Raw genomic sequence first — 16,212 nt, forward strand, 5'->3', positions numbered from 1 at the left:
AATCTTGGAAAGGGTCAGCTTCGCGCGCTGATGGCGCGCCAGGCCCATATCAACAGACAGGCCCCGACCAGCCCGACGATCAATTGCGGTATCCACGCGTTGGCAGCATAGATCCCAAACAGACCGAGGATCAGATTAAGCAGTACCGCCCCGACAATTCCCAGACCGATATTTGCGAAGATCCCGGTGTTGGTGTTCATAATCATGCTGGCAATCCAGCCGGCCAAGCCGCCGACGATGATTGCGCCGATAATGCCAATGCCCATCGTGCCATTCCCTTTTTGCCAATTCAAGACGAACGCCGGAAAAGGTGAGAAAGTTCCGCCCCTAATGTTTCGTCAATCACGCAGCAATTCGTTGACGCCGGTCTTGGAGCGAGTCTTTTCATCGACCCGCTTGACGATCACCGCGCAGTACAGGCTGATATTGTTTTTGCTGGGCATCGATCCGGCGACAACTACCGAATAGGGCGGTACCTCGCCATATATGACTTTGCCGGTCTCGCGGTCGACAATCTTGGTGGACTGGCCGATGAACACACCCATCCCAAGCACCGAGCCTTCGCGCACGATCACGCCCTCAACCACCTCGGAACGGGCACCGATGAAACAATTGTCTTCGATGATCGTCGGTCCGGCCTGCATGGGTTCCAATACGCCACCGATCCCGACGCCGCCGGACAGATGCACGTGCTTACCAATCTGGGCACAACTGCCAACCGAAGCCCAAGTGTCGACCATCGTGCCTTCGCCCACATAGGCGCCAAGATTGACAAAGCTTGGCATCAACACCGCACCGGGTGCGATATAGGCCGAATGGCGCACAACCGAGTGCGACACCGCGCGAAATCCCGCTTGCCGCCATTCATGGTCGCCCCAGCCACGGAACTTGCTGTCGACCTTGTCCCACCAGCCACTGCCTTGAGGGCCGCCGTACTGAATCTCCATGTCCTTGAGACGGAAGCTCAGCAGAACCGCTTTCTTGGCCCACTGGTTCACGTGCCACACGCCGTCATCGCGGCGTTCGGCGACGCGCAGCTTGCCGCTGTCCAGAGCGTTCAACGTGGCCTCGATCGCCGCACGGGTTTCGCCGCCGGTGGCGGGGCTGATGGTGTCGCGCGCGCTCCACGCGGCTTCGATCGCGGCTTCAAGCTGAGCGTCGGCCATGGAGGTCTCCTTGGGTCAGGGCATGTGACTGTGGCGATAGCGGCGCGGCTGGCGGGCCAATTGCTCATCACGCGCCCGTCACTGGCCTTGCAGACATGACATCTATAAGTCAGAAATAGATGCTCAAGCAAGGATTTCAGAATGAGAGATGAACGCCTAAGCCGATTCCGTGACGCCCACTCCGACAGGACAACGGCAAAGGGCGTGCCGGACACGCCGCAAACGCGGAACCCGGCCTATCGGTTGGCTTTCGCTGATGACGATTTTCTGTGCCGCGAGGAGCTGCGGCCAGTGCGCCTGCAACTGGAATTGCTGAAACCGCAGATGGCTTTGGATGAGATGCAGATCGCCAGCACGGTTGTGCTGTTTGGTGGCGCCCGCATCCCCGACCCCGCGCATAAGGATGAGGCACGCACGGAAACGCTGGCAGGACTGTCAAAATATTACGATCAGGCGCGCGAATTTGCGCGGTTGATAACCGAGCGATCGGTCGCCAATGGCCAGCGCGAAAATGTGGTCTGCACCGGCGGCGGCCCCGGCGTCATGGAAGCCGGAAACCGCGGCGCGTATGATGCGGGCGGCATTTCCATCGGTCTGAACATCGTGCTCCCGCATGAACAGGCCCCCAATGAATTTGTCACGCCCGATCTGGCATTCAACTTCCATTATTTCGCGATCCGCAAGATGCATTTCCTGATGCGGGCCAAGGCAATCTGCATTTTTCCCGGCGGATTCGGGACGCTGGATGAAATGTTCGAAACCCTGACCTTGATCCAGACTGGCCGGATGGAGCGCATCCCGTTCCTGCTGTTTGGCCGCGAGTTCTGGGAGCGGATCATCAACTGGCCTGCACTGGCCGATGCTGGCACCATTTCGGACGAGGATTTGGACCTGTTCCGCTATGTCGAAACCGCGCAAGAGGCGATCCATCTGATCGACAATTGGCCCGATGCGGGTAAAAAACGCAGCACGATTCCGGATCTGCCAGAGACGGTCGACCCCTGATTCGGCTCAGCCGTTTAGGCCGATTTCCGCCGCGATCTGGGCACGCGTCTTGCGGGCCCGCTCGGTTGCCGATTTCAACTGACCGCAGGCGGCCATGATGTCCTCGCCGCGCGGGGTGCGGATGGGGCTGGCATATCCGGCCTTGTAGATAATGTCTGCAAAAGCGCGAATCCGGTTATTCGACGACCGTTTGTAAGGCGCACTCGGCCATTCATTGAACGGGATCAGGTTGATCTTGGCCGGAATCCCATCGATCAGTTGGATCAGCCGACGGGCGTCCTCGTCGCTGTCATTCACACCGTCCAGCATCACATACTCAAAGGTGATGCGCTCGGAGTTCGAGACCCGCGGATAACTGCGCAGTGCGTCCAGCAATGCCGCGATGTTCCATTTGCGGTTGATTGGTACCAGCTTATCGCGCACCTCGTCAGTGGTGGCGTGGAACGAGACCGCCAATTGGCAGCCGATCTCTTGCGCGGTGCGGGCGATTTCGGGCACCACGCCGCTGGTCGAAAGGGTGATGCGGCGGCGCGATAACTGGATGCCCTCGGCGTCCATGGCGATTTTCATCGCGTCGCGCACATTTTCAAAGTTATATAGCGGCTCGCCCATGCCCATCAGCACGATGTTGGACAAGAGGCGGGTTTCATCCTTGGGCACACCCTGCTCGGGCCATTCGTTCAGATCGTCGCGCGCCACCATGACCTGACCGATGATTTCACCGGCGGAAAGGTTGCGCACCAATTTCTGCGTGCCGGTATGGCAGAACGAACAAGTCAGTGTGCAGCCGACCTGCGAGGAAATGCACAAGGTGCCGCGCCCCTCTTCGGGGATATAGACCACCTCGACCTCGTGCCCGCCGGCGATGCGCACCAGATATTTTCGGGTGCCGTCACTGCTGACCTGCCGGCTGACCACCTCGGGAATTTCGATCACGAAATGTTCGGCCAATTGCGCACGATAGGCTTTGGCCAGATTGGTCATGGCGGCAAAATCGCGCACGCCCCATTGATAAATCCACTGCCAGATCTGGCCGGTGCGCATATTCGCTTGGCGTTCCGGCGTTCCGGCACCAATCAGTGCATCGCGCATGGCTTCGCGGGTCAACCCGACAAGGTTGACCGGCCCATCGGGGAGTTTGCGGGGGATGGTCATCACATCCTGTGTGATCGGCGCGCTGGCAGCCATAGTGTTACCTTTGGGATTCGGAGTGGCAGAGGGACCCTATATAGGGTTTCGCGCGCATTTCCAAACAAACAAGGCCGCACCTTTGCAGGTGCGGCTATAACTAACGGATTAATCGGTCGGTCAGATCACTTTGAACAGCGTTTCGCCGCGTCCTCAACCGCCGCGGTGAAGCCCATCAGCGAGAATGTATCCTTGGTCTGCGTACCGCGCGACGAGCGTGCCGTCAGGACCGCATCGGCGCCCCGTTTCATCGCGGCGATGATCTTGGCGTCATCCTCGGTGGTGGCGGGCCAGGCCCAGTCACCATCGGTGAACAATTCGAATTGGTCGTCGCCAATCTTGAGATTGACGGTCGAGCCATCGGCAAAGGGATAGCCACCGGTGAAGGTCAGTTGACCTTTTACCCCGGCAGCAGGGCGGTAGAACACGAACAGCAGGATATCGCCCCGTCGCACGGCCACCGTACGCCCGTCGCGGGTGTTGACGGTTTTCTTGGGGGCCGACACGCTCCAGCATTCGGTGGGATTGTCCTCGACGAACACGCTCCAGTCGGTTTTTGCAGCAACCCGGTTCGAGCTTTGTTGCTGCGCCGATACAGCAGTGGCCATCACGGCCAGAGACAGGCCCGCGATCAATCTGCGGGCGAGTGGTGATCTCATTTTGTCCAGCCTCCAGACTGTCCTTACCTCAATTTCCAGAACGGCGCCTGCGGACCTTGCCGGCCGTCTTGTGGCGCTGCCCGTCGCTTGCCGACATGCGCATCCTAGCGTAATTAGCACCGCGGGCGAAAGACCGGAATGACATGAATTCGCCAAGTTGTGAGGTGCTAGGATGAACAGACCCGAACCATTGGCCGAAATCTGGCGGGGTCCGCTTCTGGAAAGCGTCCACGCGGGACACGCGGTGATCTGCGATGCCAAGGGCGAAGTCGTGCGCGCTTGGGGCGATCCGCAGGCGGTGATCTATCCTCGCAGTTCGGCCAAGATGATTCAGGCGCTGCCTTTGCTGACCTCAGGTGCAGCGGATAAATTCGGCCTGACCGATGAGCAACTGGCGCTGGCCTGTGCCTCGCATACGGGTGCCGCGATCCATACCGACCGCGCGCTTGCCTGGCTAAATCAGTTGGAATTGACGGATGACGATTTGCGCTGCGGGCTGCAGATGCCCAGCGACAAGACAGCCAGCCGCGATCTGATCTGCGCCGATAGCAGCCCGTGTCAAATTCACAATAACTGCTCTGGCAAACATTGCGGTTTCCTGACGCTGAATGCGCATATGCAGGCCGGACCGGATTACGAAAAGATCGATCACCCGGTACAGCAGGCCTGTCTGGCCGCCTTTGAAGAGGTAACCGACCAGACCAGTCCGGGTTATGGCATCGATGGCTGCTCGGCACCTAATTTCGCCACGACCATGCACGGTCTGGCCCGGGCAATGGCGTTCTTTGCCAGCGCCCGCGACGGGGGCAGCCGCATGGCAACGGCGGCGCAGCGGCTGACGGCCGCGATGATGGCGCATCCCGAATTGGTCGCTGGCGAGGGCCGTGCCTGCACCGGTCTGATGCGCGCCATGGATGGCAAGGTTGCGGTCAAGATGGGGGCAGAGGGGGTTTTCATCGCCATCGTGCCCGAGTTGCAACTGGGCGTGGCGGTCAAGATTGCCGATGGGGCCAATCGCGGCGCGGAATGTGCCATTGCTGCGATTCTGGTGGGTCTGGGCGTGCTGGATGCAAGCCATCCTGCGGCGCAGGAATTCATGACCCCGGTGCTGCGCAGTTGGCGCGGGATTGAAGCGGGGGCAATGCGGCCTGCATCCGGGTTACTAACGCGAACCGGCTGATTATCAGGCCGCAAACTCCTCCTGCGCATAACCTTGTAAATAAAGCAGCGCGGTTAGATCGCCGTGGTTTACGCGGATCTCGCACTCGGCGGCGACACTGGGCTTGGCGTGCAGGGCAACGCCGGTTCCGGCCCGGTGCAACATGCCCAGATCATTAGCACCATCGCCAACGGCGATCACGTCGGTCTCGGCAATGCCCAGTTTTGCGCTGATCTGTTCCAGCGCTTCGATCTTGGCCTCGCGCCCGAGGATCGGACGCGCAACATCGCCGGTCAGCTTACCTTCCTCGATCAGCAGCGTATTGGCGCGGTTTTCGTCAAAGCCAAGCTGCGCGGCGACGGCGGCGGTAAAGGCCGTAAATCCGCCCGATACCAGCGCTGCATAAGCGCCGTTCGCCTGCATCGTGGCGACCAGCGTCCGCCCGCCCGGCATCAGGGTGATGCGTTCGGCGAGAACCTGCGCGATCACATCTTGATCCAACCCTTGCAGCAGCGCGACGCGTTCGATCAGGGCGGCTTCGAAATCCAGTTCGCCATTCATCGCGCGGGCGGTGATGTCGCGCACCTGTGCCCCAAACCCGGCCACATCGGCAAGTTCGTCAATGCATTCCTGCCGGATCATGGTGCTGTCCATATCCGCCAACAGCATCTTTTTGCGGCGCTCTTTCGCGGGCTGAATCGCCAGATCGATTTTCAGCGATTGCAGGTTGGTCCAAACCGCCCACAGATTGTCTGGTGAGTGGGGCAGGGTAAATTCCGCCGCCTCATTCGGGGCTAGCCACAAAGCATCTCCGCCGCCCCAGGCATTGCGCAGCGAGTCGACCAGCGCCGGCTCAAGCGTGGGCCGTTCGGGATTGGCAAGAAGGGTGGCAATATACATCTGGCCGGTCTCCGATCAGCATCGCACGCGGGCGGTCGGTCTGTCGTTTGATGCTATAGCCACCTTTTTTGTCTTGTGAAAGACCGCCCTGCACCCTATCAAAAACGTGGGACACCCCTCCCCAACGAGGGGTAGTGTTCATGCCGTATTTCCCGTGTGATTTCTGATACTTGCGCTTGATCCGCAATCTGGTTGTGTCAGTTTTGTGTCAAATAGGGCGTCAGTCACAGTCTTGTCTTTGAGGGCGTGGGCGTAGGTCCGCAGAACGGTTGTGGCGTCTTTCCAGCCCCCGCGCTCTGCCACGGTCTTGGGGTCAAAGCCCTGATGCAGCATCGATGTTGCAAAGCCATGGCGGCAGCAGTGGGGGGTCAATGGTTCGATCCCGGCCCGGGCGGCAACATTGTTCCAGACTTTCGTGACGCTGCCCCGGCCTGCATAGCCGAATACCAGTTCAGATGGGTTTCGATTGCCGCCAATATTTGCCAGGGCCGCAATCACGCGGGACGGCAGATGCGCATCGCGGATGTGCTCCGTCTTGGTTTGGCTGATGATCGCGATCGCGCTCGACAGATCCACGTCCGCCCATGTGAGGGCGGTTGCTTCGCCGACGCGCGCGCCGGTGGCAAACATGAACAAACAGAGCGCAGCGAGATGCGGCAACCCGTCTTGTGTTGCTTGGCTTGCGAAGGCGTTGACCCATGCCAGATCTGCGGGCGTTTTCTTCTTGGCAGTGACCGTGAACCGCTTGACCCGGATCGGATCGCACCAGCCAAGCGATGAGGCGTAATTGATCGCCGCAGCAGTTGGGACAATGACCTGGCGGTTCCATGTTGCTGGCTGTGCGTTCGGATAGATCATGCGAGCCGATCGACGGATCGCTTCGGGCGTGATGCCCTCGACCCGTGCATTCTTCCAGTAGCTTGCCAACTTCGCCAGAAACCTGTCAGATTTGCCCGTATCGAGATATGCCGTAAAGGTCTGTGCCATCGTCAGCCCCGCGCCCGGTCCATCGAAACGACGCTGCCATGCCCGGTGCTCGACTTCCGCCGCGAACCTTTGGGCGATTTCTTTTTCAGTCGCGCCTGTAGTGCCGCGTAGTCTCCGCCCGGCAACAGTTCCCGAGTAGTGCCAGATGCGGCCGCGCTTTGTGAGGGTGAGGGACATGGTTTCATCGCCTCCATGAACAGGGTCACGTCATCTTCCAGCATGATCATTGTCTTGCCTTGCTCGCGACAAGCCCCGAGTTGGCGCGCCATTGCGCGAACGGACCGTTCCGACAGCCCAAAGTGGTCTGCCAATTGAGCGGGCGTAACATACGGGGGAAGAAGGGCGGGGCGGGTCATTCTTCCTTCACCTCGACGTTTTCGTTAACCGCCAGCGCAACGCTGATCATCGGGGCTTGGTTGAGGCCCCGGATAGTTTGCAGGCACTCATTTCTTCTCTCGGCATAGGCTTCGATCACGTCATGTGCCGATCCGTCGAAGTGCGCGACGCCTCTAGTTCCGCCTTTTGAAAAGGTGACCTTTGCAGATCGCATCTGCTCGTTGATCTCCACGCGCCTTAGAAAAGCGGGAACAGCCCCTCGGAAAGAAAAGAACGATTGCAGGACGCCCTCTAGGGATCTGTCATCTTCGCCCAGGGCGGAAATGTCGCCTTCGGAATACGACGTGTTAAGGGTCAATGATCCATACGCCGACAGGCTCTCAACTGCGCGGGCTGGTCGATCCGTGGACAGCAGAACGATGGTCATGCGGGCCGCATCCAGGGGCTTCATGTCCGGCGCGTTGGTGCCTCTCGCACCTGTGGTCAAAAGCCCGGACTCTTTCAGGTTACGCGCATGGACCGTCACCGAGTTGAGCGGGACGGAGTACGCTTGCGCGATAAGCTTATCAAATGCTGCTGCTTTCATGCTATCTGCGTATCCCACGAATAGAAATCTGTCAATTCCATTTGCGTACTTTGCGGAGTCCGGGTCAACATGGTTAACGGGCGCTATTTTTAATTATTATTGAAATGACGCTCCAGCTCGTCATCGCGCGCGATGCGTTCGCGGTTTCCGAGAATGTCGGCGATCCGGTCCAGCGCCAGCGCGGCGCGGTGCAGGCCGGATGCCACCTGATCCGCAAGATAGATCGTAGCATCGCGGGTGCGGCCCTCATCCTCGACGTTGCCATCACGGACCATGGCGTCCAGCGCATAGGACAGGTGCAAGGCTTGTTCGAACCCTTCGGGATACCGCGAACCGCCTCTATGCATGACTTTGCGGGCAGCTTTGATTACTGCATCCGGATCGGTTGGCAATGACTCGAGATACCGCGCCTGTTTTTCCCGCAAGGCATTAGTCTGGCGCAGGAAGCTGTCATAGACGAAATCCATTGTCAGGGCGTGGCCGTGGACCTGGTTGCTCTCCCATTCGGTGACGGGTTCAGGCTTTTCCGCCGCCTGAGGGTTGCTCACGTGCTCATTCATGGCCGACCTCCAACATCTTGTTGACGCGCCGGAGGGCGGTCCGGATATAGCTGCGCGCCTCGCGCTCGGCTTGGCTATAGCCGTTGCTCCGTTCGGTCGCATCCAGCGAAAGGGTCAGGCAATCATGGATTTCGTTGAGTCTGGCGACGCCGGGCGCGTCTGTGCTATGGGCTTGAACAGCCATTCTCTGATCCTCCTTTGATCAGGTTTCGGTTAGGGCTGGCAGGGTGTTGGTAGCACCTTGTCAGCCTGCGTCGTTTTCGACATCATAAACCTAGGCTCACAGACGATAGGTTGTCAACATTGAAAACCGAAAAGAACAAGGGCGGCAGGCCACGTGCTTTCGCGACACCAATCACTTTGCGCCTTCATCCTGAGTTACTCGCTTGGGTGGATGCCGAGCGCGCCAAGCATGATCCGCCGCCATCCCGGCCGGAAATGATCCGCCGCCTTCTGGATCAGATCCGGGAATGATGGGGCCTCCTCAATTTTGAGGACGCCCCTGAAGTGATTGGCCCGGCCCCGGTTCCATCGCCGTGCCGAGCCTGCGCCGCGCCCGCGAAAGGTAGGCAGGCCGCGCCATCTCGGGGTTTACCCACTCGCCGAGTAACGGGGTCGCTTCGGTCCTGATGCCCAGGCGCGACCTGCCTATCTCGTTAGGTCCAATCGACCAGTTTCATTGCGCCGGACACGTCCGCAGTCGGAATGTCGGCTTCTTTTGCCTCCGCCATTGCCTTGATAATCGTGGACAGTGCCCGAGCCCGTCCGCCTGCGTCATACGCCTGCAAGGGTCGGGTTGTGTCGATCGTGACCGCTGCGCCCAGCTTGGCTGTGGCCTCGTCTGCCAGAAGCTGCGCGATCGGCTGCAAGGTCCAGACCGCCAACTGGCGCTGTGCCTCGCGAATAGCCGGTCCTGTGGCCGCGCGATTGAAATATGAGGGCAGGACACCATAGGCCATGGTGATGCCGTCACGGGCCGCTGCCAGCGTCTCGGCGGTCATTGATTTGGACAGGTCCGGCGACAGCTGGTCCGGCTTCTGCCCGATCGTCGGGTTCATGCCTGCCGCCGTCGCCTGTGCAACGCCCTCGACCACCAGCGTAGAGCCGCGCCGCCCTCGGAACGCGCCACGCATCGACGCCATGTCATCGGCCCCGGTGTCTGGCAGGTGCGCGATCAGTGAGCCGAGCGGTGCATTTTCGAACGTCTCGGCAAGGGCAGTCTCGACCGCGTGAAGCATTCCACCGGTGAGGCTCGATCGACGCAGCGGGGCGGTGCCGATCCATGGCGTCACGGCGTCGGTGCCGATGCGCAGATGCAGCACCTCGGGGGCAAGGGCCGTCTGGCTGCGCCCGCCGCCAGCATCGGCGATGGTCAGGCGATAGGCGCGGGGCTTGCCGTTGCGCGTGGTCACGTCCCAATCTACCGCGGGAACCAGTCCATCTTCGGTGGCCAGAAGCACCGATTCCCCGTTGAGTGCGACCGATCGGGCGATCATTGCCATGGTTTGCCTGGTCAACAGGTCGGTGCCATCCACGTCAGCCATCGCGAACCCGCCTTCCCAGAGGCTGATGCAGCTTTGCACGGTGGCGGTCAGTTCGGCCACGCCGCGCCGGCCGCTGATGAAGCTATCGCGCGCGGCCATGATCTCGGCGGTGTAGCCTGCGCCGCTCGATCGGGTTTCGACGGGCGCAGTTTTGCGCCGGTTGAACCATCCCAGCATTGTCATCACCTCCAGCGGTTAAAGCAGTTCATAAACCGCGCCCAATCCTCGGGTGCGCCTTCTGGCGGGTGCCAGTTCCGGGCCTCGATCTGCGCGTCGGAATAGGCGGGCCGGGTGACGGCGCTGATCTCGAACAGATCCGCCGCCTTGATCGTGCGCACGATCGCCCCGTCCTGGGCCTCGATGCCTTCCCCGCCCGGCCTGACCCGAAAGCCCGGTGACAGGCCCCGGATCAGCCCGGCCTCATGCGCTGACAGGAAGTCCCGCGCCCATGTGGTATTCGCGTTGATCGTGGCCTCGATCTCCAACGCATCGTCGGTGTCGCGCAGGGTCAAGGTGCCTGCCGATGTTGCGGCCAGCGGTTTATTGTAGTCATGCCCCGACAAGAAATGGATTTCCTCGCGGCGCTCGATGCGATCACCGAAAGCCCGGCTTGCAATGATCTCTTTGCGGGGCTGCGCACCATCCGACAGCACGGTTTCCCGGCCATAGGGGAAGGTTGCCCGAACGCGGGTTTCCCCGCCCTCGGTGCGCAGTTCCAGCCCGCCCTGATGCGAACCCCAGAGCATTATGCGCCTGCCAGTCCGGTCAGGATGCGGGTTTGCAGGCCGCGCGGAACCGTAAAGTCAGCCGTGACCAGCCCGGTCAGAACCAGCGAACCGGACCCGGCGCGGGTGTAGGGGTCGCGGATCAGATCCACGCCGCCATAGATGCCCAGATAGCCCGGCGCGATGCCCTGCACAGTCGCCGCGATGATAGCGCTTTCCGCCGGGATGACGCTGGAAATGGCGGGGTTGCCGACATGCTTTGTCAGGCGGTCCCATTCGCTTGTTGCGGTGCCGCTGATAAGCGCCTCGTCCAGATCGGACCAGATCGCCGGATCGAACGCCAAATTAACCGCGCCGGGGCTGGTGATCGCGTTGGCTTCCATGAAGGCCACGATCTCGGTGCGGAACGCGCCCCACGTCGCCGCAGCGGTCACGGGGGTGCTTTCAATGCCGTAGGTGCCAGCGCCGGGGATGATGCCCAGAGGCTCGCCCGCTGCGCCGCTGCCATTGATCACCACGCGGTCAAGTTCGGCCCCGATGGCCGCGTTAAGGTCGCGCCGGATGGCCTGTTCCAGACCCGCGCCGGACTGTTTCAGCGATTTGCGGCTGATAACCATCTGCGCGCCGCCGGTGTGATCCGGGGTCAGGCTGCGTTCCTCCGTCTCGAACGGGTTTGCCGCCCCAACGTTGGACAGTTCGTCCGTCTGCCAGCCAAACACGGCGCCGGACGTGGCGACGGGAAAGGCGACCTCGCCCTGGGCGATGGCGATACGCTGGATGCCCAGACGCTCGGCCACAGAGCCGGGAAAGATGCGATCGATGATCGGACGGATCAGCTTGGGTTCGGGCAGGTTGGCTGACACGGTTTCGCCCGCGCGGGTTTCCAGCGCCGCATAGGGAACCGGAATGCCCTGATAGCCGCCCGCGCTGCGCAGTTCGTTGACGATCTCGGCCGTCGCACCGTCCAGCTGGCGGCCTTCGTCCAAGGCGAGCGCGACCTGGCGCATCTCGAACCGGCCCATGATCTCGGCCCATTCGCGATCGGACCGGGTTTCCAGTTCATCGCCAGCCTCGCGGCGTTCCTCGTCCTCCGCGATCAGCGCCGCGCGATACCGGGTTTCATTGGAGCGATATTCGCGATCCAGTTCACCCATCGAACGGATTTCATCTTCGGTGGGATTTTCCTTGCCCGCCAGTTCGGCAAGGGTTTGGCGGATTTCGCTTTGCCGCCGGGCGATTTCAACTGATTTAAGCATCTTTGATTTCCTTCTGATTGATGCCTCTTTTGCCGGGGTGCTCAAGCTCCTCGACCATGTTCCGCCACTCTTGGCGGTCCTTTCGGGGCGGGGGATGCCCGCACTCGATCCGTGTTTTTCGGGTGTGGCACCTTGGGCAAAGCGCCTGAAGGTTGCCGGGGTCATAGGACAGATCCGGGTGCGTCCTGACCGGTTTGATGTGATCCACTTCCAGCCGACCACGGCAGCCGCAGGAACAGCAGCGATAGCCGTCACGCTCAAGGATTTCGGCGCGCAGAACCTGCCAGCGTTTGGTGCGGGTGACGCGCTTGGAATAGCGATGATGATCACGGCGCACGGTCATTGATCGGCCCTCGCAACGCAGGTCAGTTCCAGCATCCGGCGACGGCGTTCCGGCGTCTCCTTAATCCCGACGATATTGTAATCGCGGCCCTCGCAGATCAGCCGGTCTTTCGGGTCCAGATCAGAAGTGAAAGAGTTCCAGCGCACTGTGAACCGCGTTGTGATCGATGCCGACACCTCGGCAGCTTGCCACTTTTCCGCATCGCTGACGTCGCGCTTGGCGGCAGGGATGGGGTCGCCGTGATCGTGCCATTCCTGGACAGATCCATAACCGTCATCGACCAGGACAGCGCGCCGGAATTGCACCCGGCGATCCAGTTTGCCCGCATTCAGAACCATTGCATCCTCGCTTTTGCTTGTGGTTGCGCCGCAATCCGCGCGCCCTGGGCCACGGCCAGAACCGTTGCCGCTGCCGCATCGATGCGGCCGGTCGATCGCGCCTTGGCGATTTTGATGTTGTTGGCGGGGTCGCGCAGGCAAACCGTGTCCGCGAATGCCGAGCGCAGCAGCAGCGACGGTTTCGCCTTGATCAGCCCGTCGAACGCGGCGCGGCGGAACCGCTCCGCATCCTCGCCGCCATCACGGAACCCTTGACCGCGCCAGACCAGCGGTGCGCGGATGCCCGCCCGGCTGAGTGCCTCGCCCAGTTCGGCTTGTTTGTAGCGGTCCATCGTGAGTGCGGCGACGGTTTGGCCCTCGACATGGCGCATGACCTCGACCAGCCACGGCGCGACCGGAACCGTGCGATCGCCCAGAACCGTCAATTCGCCCCGGTCGTGCATCTGGACATAGCGACCCGCTACACCGTCAGCCTGCCCGCGATCCAGAAGGCTGGGCATGCTTGGGAAAGTGCCAAGGCACTCAAGCCGCCCGGTTGCGGGCCAGTAGAACGATGCCGCCGTCATCGATGCCGAGCCGCCAAGGTCGATACCGATCACGACACCGCCTTCGCGCGGCGGCAAGGCGTCCGTCTCGCATTCCAGCCATTCGTCCAGGGTGATCAGCATGTCGCGGGAATCGCCCGAAACGCGCTCATTGCGGTTGTAGAGCCGAAAGCTTGTCAGGCTTGAGCCGCCCCGTGAAATTGCGCGCTTTGCCTGGGCTTCCAGCCAGTCCATAGAAGCGCCGATGCCGTGCGGCGCGCCGGGGTTGGCGATCAGCAGGCTTTCGTGATCATCGGCAGGCAGGCCGGGGGCGGGGCGATGCTCCTGAACGTAGGAACCGGGGGCCGGGTCATCGATCCACCGAGAAAACGGGTGTGTGTCGTCGCTGGCGCTGGTGCTGATCAGGAAGGCCCGGCCATCCCGCTTGCCCAGACCGGACAACAGCGCATGCTCCAATTCGTCGCCGCGATCCAGCGCCCAGTGACCGCGTTCATCCAGGATCGCCATCGTGGGCGCGCCGCCCAGGGCCGACTTTCCGTCAGCCGCGATCACGCGCAGAATATGCCCGCCGCCATCGCCCTCGAACTCGATTTCGAGACGGGGCGCGCGGCGATAAATCAGGTGCCGTTGAAGTTCCAACGGAAGGGTGGCCGCGAAACCGGCGACAAAATCCCAGATGATGCGGCCCTGATCGCGTGTCCGGGCGGCTGCAATGATCTCGCGCCGAGGCTGTCGATCCCAGATGCCGATTAGACCGCCGAGCGCCAGACCGGCAGTGATCGCGGACTTGCCGTTGCCGCGTCCGATGCTGAGAATGGCGGCGGCTGTGTCGTCTGCCAGCGCGCCTTCGATGAACTGGCGCTGAAAGGGCGCAAGCGAAACCGGTTTTCCGGCGTTCGGACCCTCTGGAATTTTCAGACTATGCATGAATTGCATGGCTCGCTCGGATGGGGTCGCGTTTTCCGATTCCGCCGCGTGATCGAAAATTGACAACTCTCCTCCCCGGTCCCGCGCGTGTGTGAAAGTCGCGGCATTGGGACCATTTTCAAAGAGATCGGTCTGATGATGCGATTGAATGGCGGGTTCGACAGGCACTTCGATCGATGGAATGACAGTGACAGGTGCTGGCGCGGTGTCGCTCTCGGCTTTTGCGTCGACAGGCTTGGCCGCAGCAGGCAGGCGCGATCCGTCTGCCCGTCTCCACTCTCTTGGCTTCATTACCTTCGTCATCGTCTTGCCTCTCTCTCTTCTCTCAACCGTTGCTCTTTGCCTCCCCTGCTCAATGGTGAGGTTCGGAGCGAAGGGCATAGGACGACTGCCCACGCATCGCTGCGCGGCAGTCCCTATGCCCTCTGCGTGTAGTTCCTGCTCAACGGAGCCGGTCCATCGCTTTGGGCCCAACTGGTCGTGCGTTCCCGCCAGTCGGTTGGGTGCTGCTTGCGACACATGAACGCTGTGCCGGGGATCGGGCCTCACCCTCTCGGACTGCCCCTTGCCTTTGATCCCGCCCATGGTAGGCTGTTCCCCAGTGGTGCCACCGTCGCTAACCCGAACCGCCACTGTGGCCCTGCGTTGGTGGCGCGCAGGGTCGCCCTTATTCACCTCTCGATTAGTTCCATTGTCCGGTCGGGTGCGGTGCCCAGTTCGGACACCAGCCGCCGCATGATCTGCCATTGCTTGTCACTGGGTCGCCACGCAGGCCGCTTGCCATGCTTGGCGATCGACCGGACAAAGCCATTGAGCCATTCATCTGATCCGTCTGCCATCACGCGGCGCACCACGAGGGGCCAGCGGTGGGTCAGGATCTCGTCCAGTTCATGTTCGGTCATAGCTGCACCCCTCGATACTTGGCCGCCACACGCGCCATGTGCGGCGAACTGGTGAGGCTCTTGGCATCCATGGGGGACCGCCCGTCATAGTGCAGCGCGGCCTGATCCATGATCGCCTGTGCAACGTCCTGTGGAACGTCATCCGCAGTCGCGCCAAACCCGGCGGTATACTCGATCGAGATTTCGCGCGGGTTGTCGGGATAGTGTAAGTCAAGCCAGTGCAGGTAGGGGCGGCTGCCAACGATCAGTTGAAAGAAAGGGTGCGATCTGCCGTCGATTGTGACGCTCGGTATGTTGCCCCGGCTGACGGGTCCGATCGGCAGTCGCAGGCCGGGCGTGGCTATGCTTGTGTCCAAGACGGTCACGTTGATCGTCTGGTTCAAAACGGCGATCTGTGCAGCTTGCTCGACGTCCTCTGTCGCGGCGCGAACCATGCGCTCGATCTCGGCGTCGCTCTCGTATTCCCGGATATGGCCTTTTGCGTGGGAAAGATCGACGGCCAGTCCCGAAGATAGGTTCGTGCGGCTCGCAAACATTGTCATGCTGCAATCTCCACTTCACTGATGTGCTGATAAAATCTGGCCTGGTCTTGTGTGCTCATGGCCTCGTATGCGGCCAAAGCGTATGCCTTGAGTTCGGACCGGTTGGCCCATTCGGCCCAAAGCCGCGCATCGACCATGCCGCCAAGGAAAGAGGGCGGCGGATCACCAGCGGAACCGATCACGGCCGCCGCTGTCATTTCCGCGTGTTCGTATTCGAGTGAATAGAGGGCCGCGAAGGCCAAGGCCGCGCGTTCGAGTTCGGTCAGGCGAACCGCTGCCAGCGCGCTGAACTCATACCAAGCATCTTCTGTGCCGAGCGTCAGGCAGAAGCCAAGCACCCGCGACATGCGCTTGTGGTTGGTCTTCATAAGCTGACTGAGGCTCTTGCCGCGCTTAACAGGAACAAGCGCAGAACAGTTTGTGTCAGATTTGTGCCACTCGGCCTTGCTCGTTCCCGTCTCGTTCTGCATGTCACTGCAGGAACCTGCATGGCAAGCCGCTTTGTATGTTGCGCTTTTCTTGGGGTTTCCGTTAGTGTCGACGT

At 61.2% G+C, this 16,212-nt stretch carries 20 protein-coding genes; 2 read left to right on the forward strand and 18 right to left on the reverse strand.

Translation table 11 applies throughout. The features are described 5' to 3' along the window. Positions 1-14: 14 nt before the first annotated feature. A complete protein-coding gene (locus tag JAO82_RS12460) occupies positions 15-266 on the reverse strand; it encodes a GlsB/YeaQ/YmgE family stress response membrane protein (protein WP_198686718.1) in 252 nt (83 codons plus the stop codon). Between the two features lie 72 nt (positions 267-338). Further along, entirely contained in the window at positions 339-1,166 is an 828-nt protein-coding gene (dapD, locus tag JAO82_RS12465; protein WP_198686719.1) for a 2,3,4,5-tetrahydropyridine-2,6-dicarboxylate N-succinyltransferase, read from the reverse strand. 141 nt (positions 1,167-1,307) lie between these two features. Here dapD and JAO82_RS12470 point away from each other — a divergent pair, with 141 nt between their 5' ends. Next, the gene (locus JAO82_RS12470; protein WP_198686720.1) at positions 1,308-2,171 is read left to right on the forward strand and encodes an LOG family protein; all 864 of its coding nucleotides are present in this window, start codon (positions 1,308-1,310) and stop codon (positions 2,169-2,171) included. Positions 2,172-2,177: 6 nt separating this feature from the next. On the opposite strand, the gene rlmN is transcribed toward JAO82_RS12470, so the two are convergent. Beyond that, positions 2,178-3,359: a 23S rRNA (adenine(2503)-C(2))-methyltransferase RlmN gene (rlmN, locus tag JAO82_RS12475; RefSeq protein ID WP_198686721.1), complete on the reverse strand. Its 1,182-nt coding sequence runs from the start codon at positions 3,357-3,359 to the stop codon at positions 2,178-2,180. 125 nt (positions 3,360-3,484) lie between these two features. Continuing rightward, complete coding sequence (locus tag JAO82_RS12480; protein ID WP_198686722.1) at positions 3,485-4,018, reverse strand: invasion associated locus B family protein; 534 nt, start codon at positions 4,016-4,018, stop codon at positions 3,485-3,487. 172 nt (positions 4,019-4,190) lie between these two features. Between JAO82_RS12480 and JAO82_RS12485 the strand changes: the two genes are divergently transcribed. Then, positions 4,191-5,198 (forward strand): asparaginase, encoded by a 1,008-nt coding sequence (locus JAO82_RS12485; RefSeq protein WP_198686723.1) that lies wholly within the window; start codon positions 4,191-4,193, stop codon positions 5,196-5,198. A 3-nt stretch (positions 5,199-5,201) separates the two neighbouring features. Here JAO82_RS12485 and serB read toward each other — a convergent pair whose 3' ends face one another. The 14 genes from serB to JAO82_RS12555 form a co-directional block, all read right to left on the reverse strand. Beyond that, the gene (gene serB, locus JAO82_RS12490; protein WP_198686724.1) at positions 5,202-6,077 is read right to left on the reverse strand and encodes a phosphoserine phosphatase SerB; all 876 of its coding nucleotides are present in this window, start codon (positions 6,075-6,077) and stop codon (positions 5,202-5,204) included. Between the two features lie 138 nt (positions 6,078-6,215). Further along, a complete protein-coding gene (locus JAO82_RS12495; RefSeq protein WP_198686725.1) occupies positions 6,216-7,241 on the reverse strand; it encodes a tyrosine-type recombinase/integrase in 1,026 nt (341 codons plus the stop codon). A gap of 175 nt (positions 7,242-7,416) precedes the next feature. Beyond that, complete coding sequence (locus tag JAO82_RS12500) at positions 7,417-7,986, reverse strand: hypothetical protein (RefSeq protein WP_198686726.1); 570 nt, start codon at positions 7,984-7,986, stop codon at positions 7,417-7,419. 89 nt (positions 7,987-8,075) lie between these two features. Then, on the reverse strand, positions 8,076-8,546 hold the full coding sequence (locus JAO82_RS12505) for a hypothetical protein (protein ID WP_198686727.1): 471 nt from the start codon (positions 8,544-8,546) through the stop codon (positions 8,076-8,078). Beyond that, the gene (locus JAO82_RS12510) at positions 8,539-8,730 is read right to left on the reverse strand and encodes a hypothetical protein (protein WP_198686728.1); all 192 of its coding nucleotides are present in this window, start codon (positions 8,728-8,730) and stop codon (positions 8,539-8,541) included. Before JAO82_RS12510 ends, JAO82_RS12505 begins: the two co-directional genes overlap by 8 nt. Positions 8,731-9,202: 472 nt before the next feature. Next, positions 9,203-10,267: a phage portal protein gene (locus JAO82_RS12515; RefSeq protein ID WP_232897383.1), complete on the reverse strand. Its 1,065-nt coding sequence runs from the start codon at positions 10,265-10,267 to the stop codon at positions 9,203-9,205. Positions 10,268-10,272: 5 nt separating this feature from the next. After that, positions 10,273-10,836: an HK97 family phage prohead protease gene (locus JAO82_RS12520; RefSeq protein ID WP_198686730.1), complete on the reverse strand. Its 564-nt coding sequence runs from the start codon at positions 10,834-10,836 to the stop codon at positions 10,273-10,275. After that, on the reverse strand, positions 10,836-12,071 hold the full coding sequence (locus tag JAO82_RS12525; protein ID WP_198686731.1) for a phage major capsid protein: 1,236 nt from the start codon (positions 12,069-12,071) through the stop codon (positions 10,836-10,838). Before JAO82_RS12525 ends, JAO82_RS12520 begins: the two co-directional genes overlap by 1 nt. Then, positions 12,064-12,414 (reverse strand): HNH endonuclease, encoded by a 351-nt coding sequence (locus tag JAO82_RS12530; RefSeq protein WP_198686732.1) that lies wholly within the window; start codon positions 12,412-12,414, stop codon positions 12,064-12,066. The genes JAO82_RS12525 and JAO82_RS12530 overlap by 8 nt, the downstream gene beginning before the upstream one ends. After that, complete coding sequence (locus JAO82_RS12535) at positions 12,411-12,752, reverse strand: phage head closure protein (protein ID WP_408635548.1); 342 nt, start codon at positions 12,750-12,752, stop codon at positions 12,411-12,413. The genes JAO82_RS12530 and JAO82_RS12535 overlap by 4 nt, the downstream gene beginning before the upstream one ends. Beyond that, positions 12,743-14,527 carry a terminase TerL endonuclease subunit gene (locus JAO82_RS12540; protein ID WP_232897384.1) on the reverse strand — a complete coding sequence of 595 codons (1,785 nt, stop codon included), beginning with the start codon at positions 14,525-14,527 and terminating at the stop codon, positions 12,743-12,745. Before JAO82_RS12540 ends, JAO82_RS12535 begins: the two co-directional genes overlap by 10 nt. 368 nt (positions 14,528-14,895) lie before the next feature. Next, a complete protein-coding gene (locus JAO82_RS12545; RefSeq protein WP_198686733.1) occupies positions 14,896-15,126 on the reverse strand; it encodes a hypothetical protein in 231 nt (76 codons plus the stop codon). Beyond that, positions 15,123-15,668, reverse strand: a complete 546-nt coding sequence (locus JAO82_RS12550) for a head-tail connector protein (RefSeq protein ID WP_198686734.1) — start codon at positions 15,666-15,668, stop codon at positions 15,123-15,125. The genes JAO82_RS12545 and JAO82_RS12550 overlap by 4 nt, the downstream gene beginning before the upstream one ends. Next, positions 15,665-16,138 carry a hypothetical protein gene (locus JAO82_RS12555; protein WP_198686735.1) on the reverse strand — a complete coding sequence of 158 codons (474 nt, stop codon included), beginning with the start codon at positions 16,136-16,138 and terminating at the stop codon, positions 15,665-15,667. The genes JAO82_RS12550 and JAO82_RS12555 overlap by 4 nt, the downstream gene beginning before the upstream one ends. Positions 16,139-16,212 lie beyond the last annotated feature (74 nt).

Source organism: Pontibaca salina, from assembly GCF_016307205.1.
Lineage (GTDB): Bacteria > Pseudomonadota > Alphaproteobacteria > Rhodobacterales > Rhodobacteraceae > Pontibaca > Pontibaca salina.

Coding starts and splice junctions, on each gene's coding strand:
- JAO82_RS12505 (WP_198686727.1), bottom strand. CDS start 8,546: ATGAATGAGCACGTGAGCAACCCTCAGGCGGCGGAAAAGCCTGAACCC.
- dapD (WP_198686719.1), bottom strand. CDS start 1,166: ATGGCCGACGCTCAGCTTGAAGCCGCGATCGAAGCCGCGTGGAGCGCG.
- JAO82_RS12500 (WP_198686726.1), bottom strand. CDS start 7,986: ATGAAAGCAGCAGCATTTGATAAGCTTATCGCGCAAGCGTACTCCGTC.
- JAO82_RS12485 (WP_198686723.1), top strand. CDS start 4,191: ATGAACAGACCCGAACCATTGGCCGAAATCTGGCGGGGTCCGCTTCTG.
- JAO82_RS12515 (WP_232897383.1), bottom strand. CDS start 10,267: ATGCTGGGATGGTTCAACCGGCGCAAAACTGCGCCCGTCGAAACCCGA.
- JAO82_RS12460 (WP_198686718.1), bottom strand. CDS start 266: ATGGGCATTGGCATTATCGGCGCAATCATCGTCGGCGGCTTGGCCGGC.
- JAO82_RS12510 (WP_198686728.1), bottom strand. CDS start 8,730: ATGGCTGTTCAAGCCCATAGCACAGACGCGCCCGGCGTCGCCAGACTC.
- JAO82_RS12530 (WP_198686732.1), bottom strand. CDS start 12,414: ATGACCGTGCGCCGTGATCATCATCGCTATTCCAAGCGCGTCACCCGC.
- JAO82_RS12540 (WP_232897384.1), bottom strand. CDS start 14,527: ATGACGAAGGTAATGAAGCCAAGAGAGTGGAGACGGGCAGACGGATCG.
- JAO82_RS12550 (WP_198686734.1), bottom strand. CDS start 15,668: ATGACAATGTTTGCGAGCCGCACGAACCTATCTTCGGGACTGGCCGTC.
- JAO82_RS12520 (WP_198686730.1), bottom strand. CDS start 10,836: ATGCTCTGGGGTTCGCATCAGGGCGGGCTGGAACTGCGCACCGAGGGC.
- JAO82_RS12545 (WP_198686733.1), bottom strand. CDS start 15,126: ATGACCGAACATGAACTGGACGAGATCCTGACCCACCGCTGGCCCCTC.
- serB (WP_198686724.1), bottom strand. CDS start 6,077: ATGTATATTGCCACCCTTCTTGCCAATCCCGAACGGCCCACGCTTGAG.
- JAO82_RS12535 (WP_408635548.1), bottom strand. CDS start 12,752: ATGGTTCTGAATGCGGGCAAACTGGATCGCCGGGTGCAATTCCGGCGC.
- rlmN (WP_198686721.1), bottom strand. CDS start 3,359: ATGGCTGCCAGCGCGCCGATCACACAGGATGTGATGACCATCCCCCGC.
- JAO82_RS12555 (WP_198686735.1), bottom strand. CDS start 16,138: ATGCAGAACGAGACGGGAACGAGCAAGGCCGAGTGGCACAAATCTGAC.
- JAO82_RS12495 (WP_198686725.1), bottom strand. CDS start 7,241: ATGTCCCTCACCCTCACAAAGCGCGGCCGCATCTGGCACTACTCGGGA.
- JAO82_RS12525 (WP_198686731.1), bottom strand. CDS start 12,071: ATGCTTAAATCAGTTGAAATCGCCCGGCGGCAAAGCGAAATCCGCCAA.
- JAO82_RS12480 (WP_198686722.1), bottom strand. CDS start 4,018: ATGAGATCACCACTCGCCCGCAGATTGATCGCGGGCCTGTCTCTGGCC.
- JAO82_RS12470 (WP_198686720.1), top strand. CDS start 1,308: ATGAGAGATGAACGCCTAAGCCGATTCCGTGACGCCCACTCCGACAGG.